This window comes from Mycolicibacterium gadium (assembly GCF_010728925.1).
In the GTDB taxonomy this organism is placed as follows: domain Bacteria; phylum Actinomycetota; class Actinomycetes; order Mycobacteriales; family Mycobacteriaceae; genus Mycobacterium; species Mycobacterium gadium.
In genome coordinates, this window is the sequence record NZ_AP022608.1 from 1,804,316 (window position 1) to 1,822,820 (window position 18,505).

Consider the following 18,505-nt stretch of genomic DNA (forward strand, 5'->3'; position numbering starts at 1 on the left):
CACAGAGCTCCTATGAGTGAGTCAGATCGGCGGGAGAGGACAACGTGCCGCGCACAGCGGTGGCCGCGGCGACAGCAGGCGACACCAAATGAGTGCGCCCTCCTTTGCCCTGCCGTCCCTCGAAATTTCGGTTCGACGTCGATGCGCAGCGCTGCCCCGGGGACAGTTGATCTGGATTCATTCCAAGACACATCGAGCATCCGGCCTGCCGCCACTCCGCGCCGGCGGCGGCGAAGATCTCACCGAGGCCCTCTGATTCGGCCTGCGCTCGCACCCGCATCGAGCCGGGCACAATGAGCATCCGCACGCCATCGGCGACCTTGCGACCCATGAGCACGTCGGCGACCACCCGCAGATCCTCGATGCGCCCGTTCGTGCACGAGCCCACGAAGACGGTGTCCACGGTGATGTCACGCATCGACGTTCCGGCCCGAAGATCCATATACGCCAACGCTTTTTCGGCCGCTTGGCGCTCGCCGTCGTCAAAGATCAGCTCTGGGTCCGGTACCGACGCCGACAGCGGAACTCCTTGCCCAGGGTTGGTCCCCCACGTGACGAATGGGCTCAGCGTCGCGGCATCGATGTAGACCTCGGTGTCGAATTCCGCGCCTTCGTCGGTGCGCAACTGACTCCACGCCGCTACTGCGGCATCCCAGTCCGCCCCCTTCGGCGCGTGCGGGCGACCGTGCAAGAACTCGAAAGTTGTCTCGTCGGGTGCGACCATTCCGGCGCGCGCCCCGGCCTCGATGCTCATGTTGCAGACCGTCATGCGTCCTTCCATCGACAGCGATTCGATGGCGCTGCCGCGGTATTCGATGACGTATCCCTGTCCCCCGCCGGTGCCGATCTTTGCGATCACCGCGAGGATGATGTCCTTTGCGCTCACGCCCGCAGGCAGCTGCCCGTCGACATTGACCGCCATCGTCTTGAAAGGCCGCAGCGGAAGCGTCTGCGTCGCGAGGACATGCTCGACCTCGGATGTGCCGATGCCCATCGCGAGCGCACCGAACGCACCGTGGGTGGAGGTATGGCTGTCGCCACACACCACCGTCATCCCCGGCTGAGTCAAGCCCAACTGCGGCCCGATGATGTGAACGATGCCTTGTTCGACGTCACCCATCGGGTGCAACCGGATGCCGAACTCTTCACAGTTGCGACGCAGCGTCTCGACCTGAATGCGGGAGACCGGATCGGCGATCGGCTTGTCGATGTCGATCGTCGGCACGTTGTGGTCTTCGGTGGCAATCGTCAGATCCGGTCTGCGGACCGGCCGACCCTTGAGCCTAAGGCCGTCGAACGCCTGCGGGCTGGTGACCTCATGCACAAGGTGTAGGTCGATGTAAATGAGGTCGGGTTCGCGGGCCGCGCCGTCACCCGACCCCTTCGCGACGACGTGGTCGTCCCACACCTTTTCGGCGAGCGTGCGTGGCTTGTCCTGGGCTGCCATCTTGACTTTCTCACATTCTGGGAAGCTAGTATCTCCCTGTGAGACAGGATAGCGGTATCGGGGTGCTGGACAAAGCCATGGGGGTGCTGCACGCGATCGCGGATTCGCCGTGCGGATTGGCAGAGCTGTGCGAGCGCACCGGCCTCCCGCGTGCGACCGCGCACCGCTTGGCCGCGGGTCTGGAAGTGCATCGGCTGTTGATCCGCAACGGAGACGGCCAATGGCGGCTCGGGCCTGCGCTCACCGAGTTGGCGGGACAGGTCAACGACCCCTTGCTGGCCGCCGGCGCCGTGGTGTTGCCGCGCCTGCGTGAGATCACCGGAGAGAGCGTGCAGATCTATCGTCGTGAAGGACACGCGCGCACATGTATCGCCGCCTTGGAACCACCTGCCGGGCTTCGGGATACCGTCCCGGTCGGCGCGCGATTGCCGATGACGGCCGGCTCAGGCGCCAAGGTACTGCTGGCTTATGCCGACGCCGCCACGCAGCAGGCGGTGTTGCCCAGCGCGAAGTTCACCGACCGGACCCTCGCCGAGGTCCGCAAACGTGGCTGGGCGCAGAGCGCCGCGGAACGCGAGCCGGGGGTTGCGAGTGTGTCGGCGCCGGTGCGCGATGCCACCGGTGCGGTGATCGCCGCTGTATCGGTGTCCGGGCCGATCGACCGAATGGGCCGTCGCCCTGGAGCACGATGGGCCGCCGACCTTTTGGCCGCCGCCGATGCGCTCACCCGCAGGCTGTGAATGACTATTTGTACTGCAAGGCTCAATCGCCTCGGCACGAGAGCAAGCTCTCTGCTCTCGGCTCACTCGCTTGGTACCCCCGATGGGATTCGAACCCACGCTACCGCCGTGAGAGGGCGGCGTCCTAGGCCGCTAGACGACGGGGGCCAGAACTATTTCCGGACAGCCAGCATAGCCCAGCGGGTTATGCGGACCTAATCAGCTCGAGGCCCGTGCACTTCGCGCGAGCGCTCATCGCGAATGGCTGGGGTACCAGGACTCGAACCTAGAATGGCTGAACCAGAATCAGCTGTGTTGCCAATTACACCATACCCCATTGGCTACCTGTAACCGCAGGTCACAGGCCCTTTTCGACCCGACCAAGCAATCGGCGGCGCCGCCGCGCATTGTTTCGGGCCGACGTGCAGACTACCAAAGATTTGCAGCCACCTTCTCACGCCGGGTCTGCGACGGTGGCGGCACGATCGCGTCCCGCGCGTAGCCGCTGCAGGCTGCGGTCCCGACCTAGAAGCTCGAGCGATTCGAAGAGCGGCGGGCTGACCGACGCACCCGTGGCCGCAACACGCAGCGGGCCGAACGCCTTGCGCGGCTTGAGCTCCAGATTCTCCAACAACGACACCTTCAGAGCGTTCTCGATCTCCCCCGTACTCCACTCGCCGACTGTTTCGAGCGCGGCGAGCGCGGCCTCCAGCACCGCGACGGCTTCGGGCTTGAGCTCCTTGGCAGCCGACTTCTCATCGAGCGAGAACTCGGCGTCGTTGAGGAACTTCAACAGGTCCCATGCATCGCCGAGCACCACGATTCGGGTCTGCACGAGCCGCGCGGCCTCCGCGAATTGAGCTTCGTCGAGTCCCGTGTCGTAGCCGTGGGCAGCGAAATACGCCGCGAGCCGCGCGGTGAAATCGTCCTCACTCACCATGCGGATGTGCTCGGCGTTGAGAGCGTCCGCCTTCTTCTGATCGAACCGGGCGGGGTTGGAGTTGACGTTGACGACGTCGAAGGCAGCCACCATCTCATCGAGGCTGAACACGTCGTGGTCTTCGGCGATACCCCAGCCCAGCAGCGCCAGATAGTTCAGCAGCCCCTCCGGAATGAAGCCGCGTTCGCGGTGAATGAACAGGTTCGACTGCGGATCGCGCTTCGACAGCTTCTTGTTGCCGTCTCCCAGAACGCTTGGCAAGTGAGCGAACTCGGGCACCCGGTCGGCGACGCCGATACGAATCAATGCCTGGTACAGCGCGATCTGGCGCGGTGTGGACGGGAGCAGGTCCTCGCCACGGAGGACGTGCGTGATCTTCATCAGCGCGTCGTCGACCGGATTGACCAAGGTGTACAACGGATCACCGCTGGCGCGGGTCAGCGCGAAATCGGGAACCACACCCGCCGCGAATGTTGTTTCCCCGCGGACGAGGTCATTCCAGGTGATGTCTTCGGCGGGCATCCGTAGCCGGAGCACTGGCCTGCGACCCTCGTCGAGGAACGCGGAGCGCTGGGCTTCGGTGAGTTCGCGGTCGTAGTTGTCGTAGCCGAGTTTGGGGTTTCGGCCCGCGGCGACGTGCCGGGCTTCGACTTCCTCGGCCGTCGAAAACGCCTCATAGGCGTCACCGGATTCCTGTAGCCGTGTCAGCACGTCCCGATATATCTCGCCGCGTTCCGACTGCCGGTACGGAGCGTACGGTCCACCGATGTCGGGACCTTCGTCGTAGTTGAGCCCCAGCCAGCTCAGGGCGTCCAACAGCGCCAGATAGCTTTCCTCACTGTCTCGTTCGGCGTCGGTGTCCTCCAGGCGGAATACGAAGGCCCCGCCGCAATGTCGCGCGTAGGCCCAATTGAACAGCGCGGTACGGATCAGGCCGACGTGCGGAGTGCCGGTTGGCGACGGGCAGAACCGCACCCGCATATCAGCTGTCATGACTTTCCCTTGCGCACAACCGGATTGGAAAGGCTCCCGATACCTTCGATGGTGACGGTGACGGTGTCGCCGCCTTCAATGGGGCCCACACCGTCCGGCGTCCCGGTCAGGATGACATCGCCGGGCAGCAGTGTCATCACCGCCGAAATCCACTCAACGATGGCCCCGACATCGTGAATCATCAGCGATGTCCGGCTGTCCTGTTTGGTCTCGCCGTTGACCTCGGTGCGCAACGCCAGATCGGACGGATCCAGATCGGTGACGATCCACGGTCCGAGCGGACAGAACGTGTCGTGACCTTTCGCCCGAGTCCACTGGCCGTCCTTCTTCTGCTGATCACGCGCCGACACGTCGTTGGCGATCGTGTAGCCCAGGATGTTCTCCGCGGCGCGCGCGGCGGGAACGTCCTTGCAGACTCGGCCGATGACGACGGCGAGTTCACCCTCGAAGTGCACCGGGTTGGCGTCGGCCGGCAACTGAATCGGCACGTTCGGACCGACGATCGCGGTGTTGGGCTTCATGAACATGACCGGATCAGGGAAATCTCCCCCGCCCATTTCCGCGACGTGCGCCGCATAGTTCTTCCCGATGCATACGACCTTGCTGGCCAGAATCGGCGAGAGTATCCGCACGTCGGCCAGCGGCCACTCCCGTCCGGTGAAGGTCGGAGTGCCGAAGGGATGCTCGGCGATTTCTTTGGCGACTGCCCGGGCCGAGTCGTCGAGAGGACCCTCGATGCTGACGAAGCAGACGCTGTCTGGGCTGGCGATACGTCCAAGGCGCATGCCGTCAGCCTAGTGGCCCCGATCCTCGGTGCTGCGGCCGCTCCCGCCCCGACAGTGTCTCAGATATTGAGATAGAAGTTCAGATATATGAGATGGCCGTGCGACTATGGAGCGATGTCCGCGGACACGATAGGCACCGCGCGACGCTGGTCGCTGCTTGTCATTGCGCTGGCCGCGACGACAAGCGCCAACGTATTCATCAACGGTGTGGCCTTTCTCATTCCAAGCTTGCAGCGCGAGCGCGGACTCGATCTCGGGGCTGCCGGCCTGCTGTCAGCGCTACCCGGTTTCGGCTTGGTCCTCACGCTCATCGCGTGGGGCTACCTCGTCGACCGGTTCGGCGAGCGCATCGTGTTGAGCCTCGGTTCGGTGCTCATCGCCGCGGCGGCGTTCGCAGCCGCTTCCGTCGACTCGCTGTTCGCCATGGGTGCGTTCCTGATGCTCGGCGGAATGGCCGCCGCAAGTAGCAATTCGGCCAGCGGCCGACTGGTGGTCGGCTGGTTCCCACCGGATCGACGCGGCTTGGTCATGGGTATCCGCCAAACCGCGACACCGCTCGGGGTCGGCCTGGGCGCCTTGGTGATTCCGCGCGTGGCCGACGCGTACAGCATCTCTGCGGCACTGTGTTTTCCGGCGATCGTGTGCGCGCTTTCCGCGGTCGTATGCGCGGTGTTCGTGATCGATCCGCCACGTCCACCACGCTCGGAGGCCCCACCCGAGCACCTGGCGAATCCCTATCGCGCATCGTCGGTCTTGACCCGGATACACGCTGTCTCTGTACTACTGGTGGTGCCTCAAGCGGTGCTGTGGACGTTCGCATTGGTGTGGTTGATGACCGACCGAGGATGGTCGGCAGCGTCGGCAGGCGCTCTCGTCACGGTGGCGCAGGTGTTGGGTGCAGGTGGTCGAATCGCCGCAGGCCGTTGGTCGGATGTGACGGGTTCGCGACTGAGGCCGATCCGCACCATTGCCCTGGCGGCCGCCGCCGCGATGGGTCTGCTGGCGGTGACCGACTGGCTCAGTTCGCCGATCAGCGTAGCGATCATGGTGATCGCGTCGGTGATCACCGTCTCGGACAACGGGCTGGCATTCACCGCCATCGCCGAGATCGCCGGACCGTTCTGGAGCGGACGGGCATTGGGCACGCAGAACACCAGTCAACTCTTCGCCTCCGCCGTGTCGGCCCCCGCGTTCGGCGCCTTGATCGGCGCCCTCGGCTACCCGGTGGCGTTCGCGGTTTCCGCGCTCCTGCCGCTGCTGGCCATACCCGTGGTCCCGGTCGAACCAAAGCCGGACTGAACTCACTCGCGCTGCGCGCGGCGCGGAAGCATGACCAGTGCGGCGACCAGGAAGCAGAGGGCGCCGATGAACGTACCCAGGTTCGCCATCCACGCATCGGCGGTGACACCGGATTCGCTGACGAAGGCGCCGAGCGCGGACACCGCGAAAGCGACGCAGCCGATCATGTTGATCCACTCGCCCTGCCAGTCACGTGATTTCAGCTCGATGATGCCGACGACCGCCGTCGATCACGCCGAGGACACCGCTGATCAGAAACGCCAGCGACCCCAGAGCGTCCGGCGCCCAGACGAGTCGGCGCTCCGGTTTGACCGCATGTGCCCATAGGGCAGAGCCGGTACTGATGTTGAAAAGGATCGTCCCGACGAACTGGGTTGCCGCGGAGAGCCATCCGATGCGCTGCGCGGGAGGGGCCAGGACGAGCTGCATCCAGCCCGCGGTGGTGAAGAACCAGGATCCGATGAAGCACAACAGGTTGGCGATCCCTGCACCTGCCGTTGCGGACAACCCCGGGGTCGTGGCGATCGCGAACAGTGTCGAACCGATCGCGAACAGCCAGCACTGCCGGCTCAGTGTCGCCACGCGACTAGAGATTTGACGCGATCCGATCGCCGATCTCGGTGGTGGACCGCGTCTCGTCACCGCGCGTGGCCAGATGATGCTCGACGGCCTTGTCGACGCGAGCGGCCGCTTCGAGTTCGCCCGCGTGCGCAAGCAACAGCGCCACCGACATGATCGCTGCGGTGGGATCGGCGATGCCCTGTCCCGCGATGTCGGGTGCGCTGCCGTGCACCGGCTCGAACATCGACGGGTTGGTTCGGGTCGCGTCGATGTTGCCGCTGGCCGCCAGGCCGATGCCACCGCACACCGCGGCCGCGAGGTCGGTGACGATGTCGCCGAACAGGTTGTCGGTGACAATGACGTCGAAGCGGCCGGGGTCGGTGACGAGGTGGATGGTGGCGGAGTCGACGTGCTGATAGGCGATCTCGACGTCGGGGTACTCGGCGCTGACCTCCTGCACGGTGCGCCACCACAGTGCGCCCGCGTAGGTCAGGACGTTGTTCTTGTGCACCAGGGTCAGGTGTTTGCGTCGCTTCGCCGCGCGGCCGAACGCATCGTGCACGACCCGTCGCACGCCGAACGCGGTGTTGACGCTGACCTCGGTGGCGATTTCATGGGGCGTCCCGACGCGGATTGCTCCACCGGTCCCGGTGTAGGGGCCCTCGGTGCCCTCACGGACCACGACGAAGTCGATGTCCGGGTTCCCGGCCAACGGACTGCTCACCCCCGGGTAGAGCCGGGCGGGACGCAGATTGATGTGGTGGTCGAGTGCGAACCGGATTCGCAGCAGCAGGCCGCGTTCCAGCAGACCGCTGGGAACCGACGGATCGCCGATGGCGCCGAGCAGGATCGCATCGTGCGCGCGCAGCTCGTCGAGCACCGATTCGGGCAGGACGTCTCCGGTGGCGTGGTACCGCCGCGCCCCGAGGTCGTAGCTGGTCTTGTCGACACCCGGCACGACGGCGTCGAGTACCTTGACCGCTTCGTCGATGACCTCCGGGCCGATGCCGTCGCCCGCGATGACCGCCAGTTTCACGTCAGGTCCACCACTTCCAGCAGCTTGGCGCCGACGGCCGCGGTGATCGCCGCCCGGACGTCTTCAGGTACGTCTCGGTCGATGCGCAGCAGGATCGTCGCGCCCGGACCCTCCGCATCCTCGCTGAGCTGGGCGGCGTGAATGTTGATGTCGGCGGTGCCGAGGAGGGTGCCGATCTTGCCCAATGTGCCCGGCTGGTCGATGTAGTTGATGATCAGGTAGACGCCCTCGGCGCGCAGATCGAAGTTGCGGCCGTTGATCTGGACGATCTTCTCGACCAGCTGCGGACCCGACAGCGTGCCGGAAACATTGGCGACCGAACCGTCGGAGTACACCGCGCGCACGTCGACCACACTGCGGTGGTTCGGGCTCTCGGTGGCGGTACTGATGTCGGCCTCGACACCGCGTTCGGCCGCCAGCGCCGGCGCGTTGACGAACGTCACCGGGTCCTCGATGACAGCGCTGAACAATCCGCGTAGCGCTGAAAGGCGCAGTACGTCAACATCTTCGGATGCCAGCTCGCCGCGGACCTGAATCGACAGGGACACCGGAAGTTCGCTGCACAACACGCCGACCAACAGGCCCAGTTTGCGGACCAGGTCCAGCCACGGCGCGACTTCCTCGCCGACGACGCCTCCGCCGACGTTCACCGCGTCGGGGACGAACTCACCTGCCAGCGCAAGCTTCACGCTCTCGGCGACGTCGGTGCCCGCCCGGTCCTGCGCCTCTGCCGTCGACGCGCCGAGGTGGGGTGTCACCACGACCTGGGGTAGTTCGAAGAGCGGGCTGTCCGTGCACGGTTCGGTGGCGAATACGTCGAGGCCGGCGCCGCGCACGTGGCCGCTGGTGATCGCATCCGCGAGCGCCGCTTCGTCGATCAGCCCACCGCGTGCCGCGTTGACGATGATGACGCCGGGCTTGGTCTTGGCCAGCGCGTCCTTTCCGATCAGGCCGGCCGTCTCCTTGGTCTTGGGCAGGTGCACCGAGATGAAGTCGGCGCGGCCCAACAGCTCGTCGAGGGTGAGCAGCTCGATACCCAATTGGGCGGCGCGAGCGGCCGACACGTACGGGTCGTACGCCACGACATGCGTGCCGAAGGCGGCCAGTCGCTGAGCGACCAACTGTCCGATTCGCCCGAGGCCGACGACGCCGACGGTCTTGCCGAAGATCTCGGTGCCGGAGAACGACGAGCGCTTCCACGTGTGCTCACGCAGCGTCGCGTCGGCGGCGGGGATCTGCCGAGCGGCCGACAGCATGAGCGCCAGCGCGTGCTCGGCCGCGCTGTGAATATTGGAGGTCGGCGCGTTGACCACGAGGACGCCGCGCGCGGTTGCCGCGTCTACGTCGACGTTGTCCAGGCCGACGCCGGCGCGGGCGACGATCTTGAGTTTCGTGGCGGCGGCGAGCACCTCGGCATCCACGGTGGTTGCCGAGCGCACCAGCAGTGCGTCGGCCTCGGGCACCGCGGCCAGTAGCTTCTCTCGGTCCGGACCATCGACCCAACGCACTTCCACCTGGTCACCCAGTGCGGCGACGGTCGACTCCGCCAGCTTGTCTGCGATCAATACAACGGGCAGGCTCACGCGGTCAGCCTAATGGGATGTAATTGGGCGGTGGACGTCACCGTGGTCGGCAGCGGACCCAACGGCTTGGCCGCCGCCGTCATCTGCGCGCGCGCCGGTCTGTCAGTGCAGGTGTTCGAGGCACAGCCATCACTGGGTGGCGGCGCACGGACCCTCGCCGACCCCGAGTTCGGCGAGGTCTCCCACGACGTCTGCTCGGCCGTGCACCCGCTCGCGTTGGCCTCACCGTTCCTGGCGGAATTCGATCTGCCCGCCCGCGGCGTGGACTTGAAGGTGCCCGCCGTCTCGTATGCCAATCCGCTTCCCGGTAAACCCACGGCGGTCGGCTATCACGACCTGGACCGCACCTGCGCGGAGCTGGTACACGGGGACTCGTGGCGGCGGCTGCTCGGCCCTCTCACCAAGCGCGACGAGGGCGTCGTCGACTTCCTCCTTGGAGACAAGCGCTCGATCCCGCGCGATCTGATCGCCGCGGCGTACCTTGCGCGAAACATGCTCGAGCAGGGCACGCCGCTGTGGGGCAGGCTCGCCGGTGCCGACGCCCGCGCGTTGTTCACGGGCGTTGCCGCACATGCCATCAACCGGATGCCGTCGTTCGTCACCACCGGTGCCGGACTGATGCTGGCCACACTCGCGCACACCGTGGGCTGGCCCATCCCGGTAGGCGGCAGCCAGGCCATTCCCGACGCCCTCATCGCCGACCTGCGCGCCCACGGCGGCGTCATCACGGTGTGCGACGAGGTCACCGAACCACCGAGCGGTGTAGTGCTTTTCGACACCGCGCCGACGGCGCTGTTGTCCATCTACCGGAATGCAGTCCCCGCGCGATACGCAAAAGCTTTGCAGCACTACCGGTTCGGCCCGGGCGTAGCGAAGGTGGATTTCGTGTTGTCCGACGAGATTCCGTGGGCGGACCCACGCGCGGCCGACGCTCCGACACTGCACATGGGTGGCAGCCGAGAGCAGATGGCGCATGCCGAAAAGGAGATCGCGGCGGGCAGGCATCCCGAATGGCCGATGGTGCTCGCCTCGCTGCCGCACCTGGCTGACCCGAACCGCATCGATGCGCAGGGGCGGCGGCCCCTATGGACCTATGCGCACGTGCCCCACGGCTCACCTGTCGACCAAGCCGAGACGATCACCCAGATCTTCGAGCGTTTCGCACCTGGCTTCCGCGATGTCGTCGTCGCGGTGCGGTCGGTACCGGCCTCCCGGTTGGCCGAGCACAACGCGAACCTCGTCGGCGGTGACATCGGCGTCGGCGGCAACACGCTCCTGCACGCGCTCGCGGGGCCGACACCGCGGCTCAACCCGTGGGCCACTCCGATTCCGAAGGTCTATCTCTGCTCGTCGGCGACTCCCCCCGGCGGTGGTGTGCACGGTATGGCGGGCTTCTACGCAGCACGCACCATGCTGCGCCGCGAATTCGGAATCAAGACGCTCCCCAGACTCTCGCCGTAGCCGGTTTTGCCGGACTTCACCCGGGTATCCCCGCGACATGAGTTCGGAGTTTCACAAGGGCGACAAGGTCCAATGGAGTAGCCACGGAACGACCGTCACCGGGACTGTCGAGGAGAAGATCACCAGCGACCGCGAGACGGCGGGGCGGACGGTGCGTGCGTCACCGGAAGAACCGCAGTACCGGGTGCGCAGCGACAAGAGCGGACGCGACGCCGTGCACAAACCGGACGCTTTGCAGCGGTCGAAGTAGCTGCAATGTCGAAAAGTGGCTCGACACAGCGGAATCCGGGCGGACGCTGAGTCCCGCCCCCATGGCCGGTTCTAGTTGGCAGCGGCGAAGTGGTCGACGGCTTCACGAAGGCTGTTCAGCCGCGACGCGTGAATCCGCTCGATCACCGCATCCCAGCCCGGACCGCCAACACTGACCGAGGCGTGCTCGGCAAGATCGTTGACCGTCTGGAAGTCAGCGGTGTCCTCGGTCTGGGACCACAACAATGTCGCGACCGGTCGTCCTTTGCGCTGAACCGCATCCAGAAGCGCCGCCCGCGGGACGTCCGCGCCGAGCATCAACGCGCCGCGTCCATGTTCTGCAAGGGCCGCGCGCAGCGCTTCCAGTGCGAGAAAGTGCGTTTCGCGCGGCGTGCAGGCAAGAATGATGGACGCCGATTCCTCAGGCGCAGCAATGGGGTAACGCTGCAACGACCGTGTCACGGTCCACGACAGCGCGTGCTCGACGTCGATACAGCCCTCTCCCAGGGCCTGCCGTCGGGCGATATCGTCGAACGCCGGACGTATCAGTTGATCCCACGTGTCGAGCACCCCGAAGTGGCGCAGATGACGATCGAGCAGCAGGCCTGCGGTGAACACATCGAAATCGAAGGCGGAGTCGAGCAGCGCCGCGGAATCGCCGCGAGCCGGTCGTATCGAGTCGATCGCGGTTCGGGCCGCGCTGCGCGGGCTCGCACCCTCGACGATGAGTTCGTACATCCGCTGCGCAACCGCAATGTCGGTCTGGCTGTAGAGGCGATGCCGACCCGGGCTGTGTTCGGACGGACCCACGCCGTACCGCTGGTTCCAGCTGCGCAGCGTCGCGGTGGGCACGCCTAGACGCTCAGCGACGACGCGGACGGTGTACAAGGGCTCGTCCGCGGTGACGTTCTCGGGCTTATTCGACGTGGTCAACCCCGCCAGAATAGAGCTTCGATCTGGGCATATGGGCATTCAATGCACAATCGATGCAGAATTTTGCGCCGAACCGTGTCTCACCGCCCATAACGGGTATCCGTTTCGCCGTGACACAGCCCGAGAATCCCCGGCGACCGGCCGGCCTCGACGATGCGACGGTCGAAGCCTTCGGCACGGTTTCCGAGGCGCTCGAATTCGTGGAGCGCGCCCGCGGCCATCTGTATTCGTTCCATCAGCTGATGGGCCATGCCGATCTTCTGCTCGGCAAAGCGTGCGACCAACTGCGTGAGGCCGGGCACGGCGCAGTGGCCGACCGACTCGAGGACGAAGTCGTGGGCCACAACGTGCTCTACGGACGCTGGACGTTCCAGATCGTCGAGGAGTTCGACGACAACTACTGGTCGATGTTCCGTGACCATGAACAACGCGTGCGTGCGGAGCTGCAACAGGGCGCGCGCCACGTGTTCGAGGCGGACATGAAGGAGCGACGCCGCACACACGGCAAGGCCGGCCACGAACGCCGCCCGTAGCGGCGTTCCCGCGGAATTGCCCGCAAGCGATTACGGTTTTGCCAATGATCGATCGGGAAGAATTGTCGTGGGACCAGTTCGGTGCCGCGACACGGCAACTCGCCTCCGCCGTCGTCGACGACGGTTTCGCACCCGATCTCATACTCGCCGTGGCGCGCGGTGGGTTGTTCGTCGCAGGCGCGCTCGGCTACGCGCTGGATGTCAAAAAGGTGCACATGATGAACGTCGAGTATTACACCGGCGTGGATGAGCGCCTGGATGCGCCGGTACTGCTGCCTCCCCTACCCGACGTCGCCGATCTGGGTGGTGCACGCATGCTGATCGCCGACGACGTCGCGGACACCGGGGCGACACTGCGTTTCGTCCGCGACTTCTGCGCCGAACACGTCGCCGAGGTCCGCTGCGCCGTCGTCTACCAGAAGCCGCAGTCGGAAATCGATTGCGAATACGTCTGGCGCCGGACCGATCTGTGGATCGAGTTTCCGTGGTCGTCCTAGTGGTTTCGGTGCGCTAACCGTCGCTCAGTGGCTGTTGCGAAATGCCGGTTGAGGTGTTTGGTGTTTTGAGGTCGGCACGAAACGATTGAGGTGTGGCTCGTTCGTATCGTCCGGTAGTGCGTGATCAGCAGTTCTTGTTGCCGCCGAATATGGCCGACTGGCTGGCCGATGATCATTTGGTGTGGTTCATCCTCGACTCGATCGAGCAGTTGGACACCTCGGCGTTTCACCAGCATCGGCGCACCGGTGGCGTCGGCCGCGCCGGCTATGACCCGGACATGTTGTTGGCCTTGCTGATCTACGCCTATGCCTCGGGGCAGCGGTCCTCGCGGCGCATCGAACGATTGTGTGCCGATCACGTCGCCTACCGGGTGCTGTGTGCTCAAGATCCGCCGGATCACACCACGATTGCCCGGTTCCGCGCCGACCACGACGACGCCGTGATCGACGTGTTCGCTCAGGTGCTGCGGATGTGTTCGCAGGCCGGGATGGTGCGGGTCGAATCGATCGCCATTGATGGCACCAAGATCGCGGCCAACGCGTCGATGTCGGCCAACCGCTCTCAGAAATGGGTGCGTGAGCAGGCCCGTCGGATCGCCGAGACCGCGGTCGGTGAGGCCGCCGCCGCCGACGCCGCCGAGGACGCCGCTGAAGCCGCGGTCGGTGGGCCGCCGGCCACACCGGCACCGGAGTTGACGACTCGGGCTGGACGGGCCGCGGCGATCAAGAAGGCGATGGCCGAGATCGCCGAACAGGACGCCCGCCATGAGGAGGCCGACGCCGCCGACGCCGAGCGTCAAGAGAAGTATCTGCAGCGTGTCGAGGCCGGCGAAGTCGTGGCCGGACCGCCGCCGGCCGGCGTCGACGAGGTCCGGTTGTGGCGGCCCGGCTGGCCCGTCAACAGCAGCGGCTGGCCCCGCTGATCGGGGTGCGTGGGACTCGAGAAGCCCAGCAGCGCGGCGACATTCGCAAGCTGATACGCAAGGCCGAGGCGCGGCTGGCCGACGCCCAACGGCGTCAGGCAACGGGATTGGTCGATCGGCGTGGTTCAGCGGCGCGTCAACGTGCCTATTTTCAGACCCGCCGCGGCCCCAAGGGCGGACCGGTGGTCAATCTGACCGACCCGCAGGCCCGGTTGATGGTCCAAGGCTCAGGCAGCGGATCGGTGCAGGGCTACAACAGCCAGATCGTGTGCTCCGATGACCACCTCATCATCGGAGTGCACGTATCTCAAGATGCCAACGATCTGCATTGTTGGACACCGGCTTTGGCTGCGGCGATAACCCACACCGAGGCATTGGACAAGACGATCGGACTGGTCCTGGCCGACAACGGCTACTTCACCGAAGACAACCTCACCAGCCCCGGCCCCGACCGGCTCATCGCACCCGGCACCGGGAAAGACGTCCACCACGACGCCAAACACCACCCCACCCAGGGACCCCCACCGCCGAACCTCTCACCCGCAGACGCGATGCGCCACACGCTCAAAGATCCTGCTCAGGCACGACGATACAAACGCCGATCAGCGACCGTAGAACCGGTCATCGGACATCTCAAAGACCGCATCGGCCTACGCCGCTACGCCCGCCGCGGACTGGCAGCTGTCACCGCCGAACTCCACCTGGCCGCCGCAGCGCTCAACCTCACCCGCTTGTACGCAGCCACGGCCGGGTAACCCCCCGGACGGCGCCACCCACTATCACCAGTGCCGGCCATCGTCAGCCATCGGCATTTCGCAACAGCCACTCAGCGATCGTCAGCGCACCGAAATCACACGGTCAGGCGGTTTCTGTGATGGGCCGGTCGACCCAGCTCATCAAGTCGCGCAGCTTCTTGCCGGTCACCTCGATGGGATGCTCGGCGTTCTCCTTGCGCAGCCCCTCGAGCTCCTTGTTGCCGCCCTCGACATTGGCGACGAGCCGCTTCACGAAGGTGCCGTCCTGGATCTCGGCCAGAATCTGCTTCATGCGCTTCTTGGTGTCGGCGTCGATCACTCGCGGCCCGGACAGGTAGCCACCGAACTCCGCGGTGTCGGAGACCGAGTAGTTCATCCGCGCGATGCCGCCCTCGTACATCAGGTCGACGATGAGCTTGAGTTCGTGCAGCACCTCGAAGTAGGCCAACTCGGGCTCGTAGCCCGCCTCGACCATGACGTCGAAGCCGGTCTTGACGAGTTCCTCGGTGCCACCGCACAACACGGCCTGCTCACCGAAGAGGTCGGTCTCGGTCTCGTCCTTGAACGTGGTCTTGATGACGCCCGCGCGGGTGCCACCGATTGCCTTGGCGTACGAGAGTGCGAGCGCCTCGCCCTCGCCCTTGGGATCCTGGTCGACCGCGATCAGACACGGCACACCCTTACCGTCGACGAACTGACGACGCACCAGATGGCCGGGACCCTTCGGGGCAACCATGCCGATGGTGACGTTGGCCGGCGGCTTGATCAGGTCGAAGTGGATGTTCAGTCCGTGACCGAAGAACAGCGCGTTGCCGTCCTCCAGGTTGGGCTCGATGTCGTTCTTGAAGATGTCGGCCTGCGCGGTGTCGGGCGCCAGCAGCATGATCACGTCGGCCCACTTGGCCACCTCGGCGGGCGTGTCCACTTCCAGGCCCTGCTCGGTGACCTTGTCGCGGGACTTCGATCCCTCCTTCAGGCCGACCTTCACCTGCACGCCGGAGTCGCGCAGAGACAGCGAGTGTGCGTGGCCCTGGCTGCCGTAGCCGATGACGCCGACCTTGCGTCCCTGGATGATCGACAGGTCCGCGTCGTCGTCGTAGAACATCTCAACTGGCATTCGTGACTTTCCTTCTCTTCGCTTTTCTACTGATTGGGATCATTTGACGGTGCCGATGCCGCGCGGACCGCGCGACAGCGACACCACACCGGACTGCACGAGCTCGCGGATTCCATACGGCTCCAACACCCGCAGCAGTGCCTCGAGCTTCTCCGGGGTGCCGGTAGCCTCGACGGTCAGCGACTCTGTCGAGACATCAACGACCTTGGCGCGGAAGAGATTCACTGCCTCGATGACCTGGCTGCGCGTGGATGCGTCGGTGCGCACCTTGATGAGCGCCAACTCCCGAGCGACCGCATTGTCCTCGTCTTGTTCGACGATCTTGATCACGTTGACCAGCTTGTTGAGCTGCTTGGTGATCTGCTCGAGCGGTGAGTCCTCGACACTCACCACGATCGTCATCCGGGACATGTCCTTCTGCTCGGTCGCACCGACCGCGAGTGACTGAATGTTGAAGCCACGCCGTGAGAACAGCGATGCGACGCGCGCCAGCACGCCGGGCTTGTCCTCGACGAGCACCGACAGGGTGTGGGTGTTGACGGCCATCAGGCGTGTCCCTCTTCGTTGTCGAACAGCGGGCGGATACCGCGCGCGGCCTGGATCTCGTCATTGCTGGTGCCAGCGGCCACCATCGGCCACACCTGCGCGTCGGCGCCGACGATGAAGTCGATGACAACGGGACGGTCGTTGATCTCCCGTGCCTGCTGGATGACGGACTCGACGTCTTCGGCACGCTCACAACGCAATCCGACACAGCCGAGGGCCTCGGCCAGTTTGACGAAATCCGGGATGCGATGTGAATGCGTGGCGAGATCGGTTTGGCTGTAGCGCTCCTCGTAGAAGAGCGTCTGCCACTGTCGCACCATGCCCAGATTGCCGTTGTTGATGATCGCGACCTTGATGGGCGCGCCCTCGACGGCGCACGTTGCCAGTTCCTGATTGGTCATCTGGAAGCAGCCGTCGCCGTCGACGGCCCACACCTCAGCATCGGGGCGACCGAACTTGGCCCCCATCGCGGCCGGAACCGCGAAGCCCATGGTGCCGAGACCGCCCGAGTTCAGCCAAGTTTTCGGCTTCTCGTACTTGATGAACTGCGCGGCCCACATCTGATGCTGCCCAACGCCTGCGACGTACACCGCGTCCGGGCCCGCGATCTTGCCCAGGGTCTCGATGACGTACTCGGGCGAGAGGCTGCCGTCGCTCTGCGCGCCGTAGCTCAGCGGGTAGGTCGACTGCACGCCGCGCAGATACTCCCACCATTTGTCGGTCTTGATCGAACCGATGCTGCCGTCGCGCCGCAGCACCTCGATCAGGTCGGTGATCACCGCTTTGACGTCACCGACGATCGGCACGTCGGCGTGGCGGTTCTTACCGATCTCGGCCGGGTCGATGTCGGCGTGGATCACCTTGGCTTCCGGCGCAAAGGAATCCAGCTTGCCAGTCACCCGGTCGTCGAAGCGCGTGCCCAACGCGATCAGCAGATCGCTGCGCTGCAGAGCGGCCACCGCGGCCACCGTGCCGTGCATCCCGGGCATGCCCATGTTCTGCGGATGGCTGTCCGGAAACGCGCCGCGGGCCATCAGGGTCGTCACGACCGGAATGCCGGTCAGCTCGGCCAGATTCAGCAGTTCGTCGGTGGCCTCGCCGCGGATCACGCCGCCGCCCACGTACAGCACCGGCCTGCGGGCCGCCGCGATCAGTTTGGCGGCCTCACGAACCTGGCGATTGTGCGGCTTGGTGTTCGGCTTGTAACCAGGCAGATCGATCTGCGGCGGCCAGCTGAACGTGCACTGACCCTGCAGCACGTCCTTCGGGATGTCGACGAGCACCGGACCCGGGCGCCCTGACCGCGCGATGTGGAACGCCTCGGCCATCACCCGTGCGATGTCGTCGCCGTTGCGGACCAGGAAGTTGTGCTTGGTGATGGGCATCGTGATACCGGAGATGTCGGCCTCCTGGAACGCGTCCGTGCCGATCAGCGCGCGCCCGACCTGCCCGGTGACCGCAACGACAGGGATGGAATCCATGTAGGCGTCGGCCAGCGGAGTGACCAGGTTGGTCGCACCCGGACCCGACGTCGCCATACACACACCGACCTTGCCGGTGGCATGCGCATAGCCGCTGGCGGCGTGGCCCGCCCCCTGCTCGTGACGCACCAGGATGTGGCGCAGCTTCTGGGAGTCGAAAAGCGGGTCGTAGACCGGCAACACGGCACCGCCGGGGATGCCGAAGATCGTGTCGACGTCGAGTTCCTCCAGCGACCGGATCACTGCCTGCGCTCCGGTGAGCTGATGCGGCGCAATGCGTTTGGACGGCGCCGAGCTGGGTTTGGGCGCGGCATGTGTCCCGTTCGGCGCGGTCTCCGACTGCTCGGGCGGTCGCGTGGTGGGTGCGCTCACGATGTTCTCTCTCTGTTCCTGGTTGTTTCTAGGATCTCAAATCGGTGGTGGGGCAAGAAAAAACCCCCGTCAGCTGGGCTGCTGTACGAGGGTCGCGCGTCGATGCTGTTGGCTATGCCCGGGCGAGGGCTAGCGCGGCATCAACGCGCTTCCCAATTACTACGAGCATTCCCGGGGCCTGCATAACACCTGACGGTAGCCTCCGCACAGGTCAACGGTCAAATTCCCGGCCCCGCCGGGGTGGTCAAATTCCCGCCACCTCGCCCACAGTGCCA

At 65.5% G+C, this 18,505-nt stretch carries 17 protein-coding genes, 2 tRNA genes and 1 pseudogene; 8 read left to right on the plus strand and 12 right to left on the minus strand.

The window, feature by feature from the left end:
* Positions 1-10: 10 nt before the first annotated feature.
* Positions 11-1,447 (minus strand): 3-isopropylmalate dehydratase large subunit, encoded by a 1,437-nt coding sequence (gene leuC, locus G6N36_RS09035; RefSeq protein ID WP_163686216.1) that lies wholly within the window; start codon positions 1,445-1,447, stop codon positions 11-13.
* A 38-nt stretch (positions 1,448-1,485) separates the two neighbouring features.
* Here leuC and G6N36_RS09040 point away from each other — a divergent pair, with 38 nt between their 5' ends.
* Positions 1,486-2,187, plus strand: a complete 702-nt coding sequence (locus G6N36_RS09040) for an IclR family transcriptional regulator (protein ID WP_163686217.1) — start codon at positions 1,486-1,488, stop codon at positions 2,185-2,187.
* 71 nt (positions 2,188-2,258) lie between these two features.
* Here the strand turns inward: G6N36_RS09040 and G6N36_RS09045 are convergent.
* From G6N36_RS09045 to G6N36_RS09060, 4 genes are all read right to left on the minus strand, one after another.
* A tRNA-Glu gene (locus tag G6N36_RS09045) sits at positions 2,259-2,334 on the minus strand.
* A 94-nt stretch (positions 2,335-2,428) separates the two neighbouring features.
* Positions 2,429-2,503, minus strand: a tRNA-Gln gene (locus G6N36_RS09050).
* Positions 2,504-2,620: 117 nt separating this feature from the next.
* The gene (gene gltX, locus G6N36_RS09055; protein ID WP_163686218.1) at positions 2,621-4,099 is read right to left on the minus strand and encodes a glutamate--tRNA ligase; all 1,479 of its coding nucleotides are present in this window, start codon (positions 4,097-4,099) and stop codon (positions 2,621-2,623) included.
* Entirely contained in the window at positions 4,096-4,884 is a 789-nt protein-coding gene (locus G6N36_RS09060; protein ID WP_163686219.1) for a fumarylacetoacetate hydrolase family protein, read from the minus strand. The genes gltX and G6N36_RS09060 overlap by 4 nt, the downstream gene beginning before the upstream one ends.
* Positions 4,885-4,998: 114 nt before the next feature.
* On the opposite strand from G6N36_RS09060, the gene G6N36_RS09065 reads away from it, so the two are divergent.
* A complete protein-coding gene (locus G6N36_RS09065) occupies positions 4,999-6,183 on the plus strand; it encodes an MFS transporter (protein WP_163686220.1) in 1,185 nt (394 codons plus the stop codon).
* A gap of 2 nt (positions 6,184-6,185) precedes the next feature.
* Here G6N36_RS09065 and G6N36_RS09070 read toward each other — a convergent pair.
* The 3 genes and pseudogenes from G6N36_RS09070 to serA all read right to left on the minus strand — a co-directional run bounded on the left by G6N36_RS09070 (position 6,186) and on the right by serA (position 9,363).
* Positions 6,186-6,777 (minus strand): annotated as a pseudogene (locus tag G6N36_RS09070) (hypothetical protein).
* Positions 6,770-7,780 (minus strand): 3-isopropylmalate dehydrogenase, encoded by a 1,011-nt coding sequence (locus G6N36_RS09075; RefSeq protein ID WP_163686221.1) that lies wholly within the window; start codon positions 7,778-7,780, stop codon positions 6,770-6,772. The pseudogene G6N36_RS09070 and the gene G6N36_RS09075 overlap by 8 nt, the downstream one beginning before the upstream one ends.
* Complete coding sequence (gene serA, locus G6N36_RS09080; RefSeq protein WP_163686222.1) at positions 7,777-9,363, minus strand: phosphoglycerate dehydrogenase; 1,587 nt, start codon at positions 9,361-9,363, stop codon at positions 7,777-7,779. The genes G6N36_RS09075 and serA overlap by 4 nt, the downstream gene beginning before the upstream one ends.
* Before the next feature lie 30 nt (positions 9,364-9,393).
* On the opposite strand from serA, the gene G6N36_RS09085 reads away from it, so the two are divergent.
* Entirely contained in the window at positions 9,394-10,824 is a 1,431-nt protein-coding gene (locus G6N36_RS09085; RefSeq protein WP_179964749.1) for a phytoene desaturase family protein, read from the plus strand.
* Positions 10,825-10,861: 37 nt separating this feature from the next.
* Positions 10,862-11,074 carry a hypervirulence associated TUDOR domain-containing protein gene (locus G6N36_RS09090; RefSeq protein ID WP_163686224.1) on the plus strand — a complete coding sequence of 71 codons (213 nt, stop codon included), beginning with the start codon at positions 10,862-10,864 and terminating at the stop codon, positions 11,072-11,074.
* 71 nt (positions 11,075-11,145) lie between these two features.
* On the opposite strand, the gene G6N36_RS09095 is transcribed toward G6N36_RS09090, so the two are convergent.
* On the minus strand, positions 11,146-12,006 hold the full coding sequence (locus tag G6N36_RS09095) for a MerR family transcriptional regulator (RefSeq protein ID WP_235689993.1): 861 nt from the start codon (positions 12,004-12,006) through the stop codon (positions 11,146-11,148).
* A 110-nt stretch (positions 12,007-12,116) separates the two neighbouring features.
* Between G6N36_RS09095 and G6N36_RS09100 the strand changes: the two genes are divergently transcribed.
* The 4 genes from G6N36_RS09100 (at position 12,117) to G6N36_RS09115 (ending at position 14,714) form a co-directional block, all read left to right on the plus strand.
* On the plus strand, positions 12,117-12,539 hold the full coding sequence (locus tag G6N36_RS09100; protein ID WP_163686226.1) for a hypothetical protein: 423 nt from the start codon (positions 12,117-12,119) through the stop codon (positions 12,537-12,539).
* 44 nt (positions 12,540-12,583) lie between these two features.
* Positions 12,584-13,036, plus strand: coding sequence for a phosphoribosyltransferase (locus tag G6N36_RS09105; RefSeq protein WP_163686227.1), 453 nt, complete (start codon positions 12,584-12,586; stop codon positions 13,034-13,036).
* 116 nt (positions 13,037-13,152) lie between these two features.
* Positions 13,153-13,959, plus strand: a complete 807-nt coding sequence (locus G6N36_RS09110) for a transposase (protein WP_163686228.1) — start codon at positions 13,153-13,155, stop codon at positions 13,957-13,959.
* Positions 13,914-14,714 (plus strand): transposase, encoded by an 801-nt coding sequence (locus tag G6N36_RS09115; protein ID WP_163686229.1) that lies wholly within the window; start codon positions 13,914-13,916, stop codon positions 14,712-14,714. The genes G6N36_RS09110 and G6N36_RS09115 overlap by 46 nt, the downstream gene beginning before the upstream one ends.
* Before the next feature lie 103 nt (positions 14,715-14,817).
* Here G6N36_RS09115 and ilvC read toward each other — a convergent pair whose 3' ends face one another.
* From ilvC to G6N36_RS09130, 3 genes are read right to left on the minus strand one after another with little or no spacing between them, the layout of a single operon-like run.
* Positions 14,818-15,831, minus strand: a complete 1,014-nt coding sequence (gene ilvC, locus G6N36_RS09120; RefSeq protein ID WP_163686230.1) for a ketol-acid reductoisomerase — start codon at positions 15,829-15,831, stop codon at positions 14,818-14,820.
* Between the two features lie 39 nt (positions 15,832-15,870).
* Positions 15,871-16,377, minus strand: coding sequence for an acetolactate synthase small subunit (ilvN, locus tag G6N36_RS09125; RefSeq protein ID WP_083125968.1), 507 nt, complete (start codon positions 16,375-16,377; stop codon positions 15,871-15,873).
* Complete coding sequence (locus G6N36_RS09130) at positions 16,377-18,230, minus strand: acetolactate synthase large subunit (RefSeq protein ID WP_163686231.1); 1,854 nt, start codon at positions 18,228-18,230, stop codon at positions 16,377-16,379. The genes ilvN and G6N36_RS09130 overlap by 1 nt, the downstream gene beginning before the upstream one ends.
* Between the last annotated feature and the right edge of the window lie 275 nt (positions 18,231-18,505).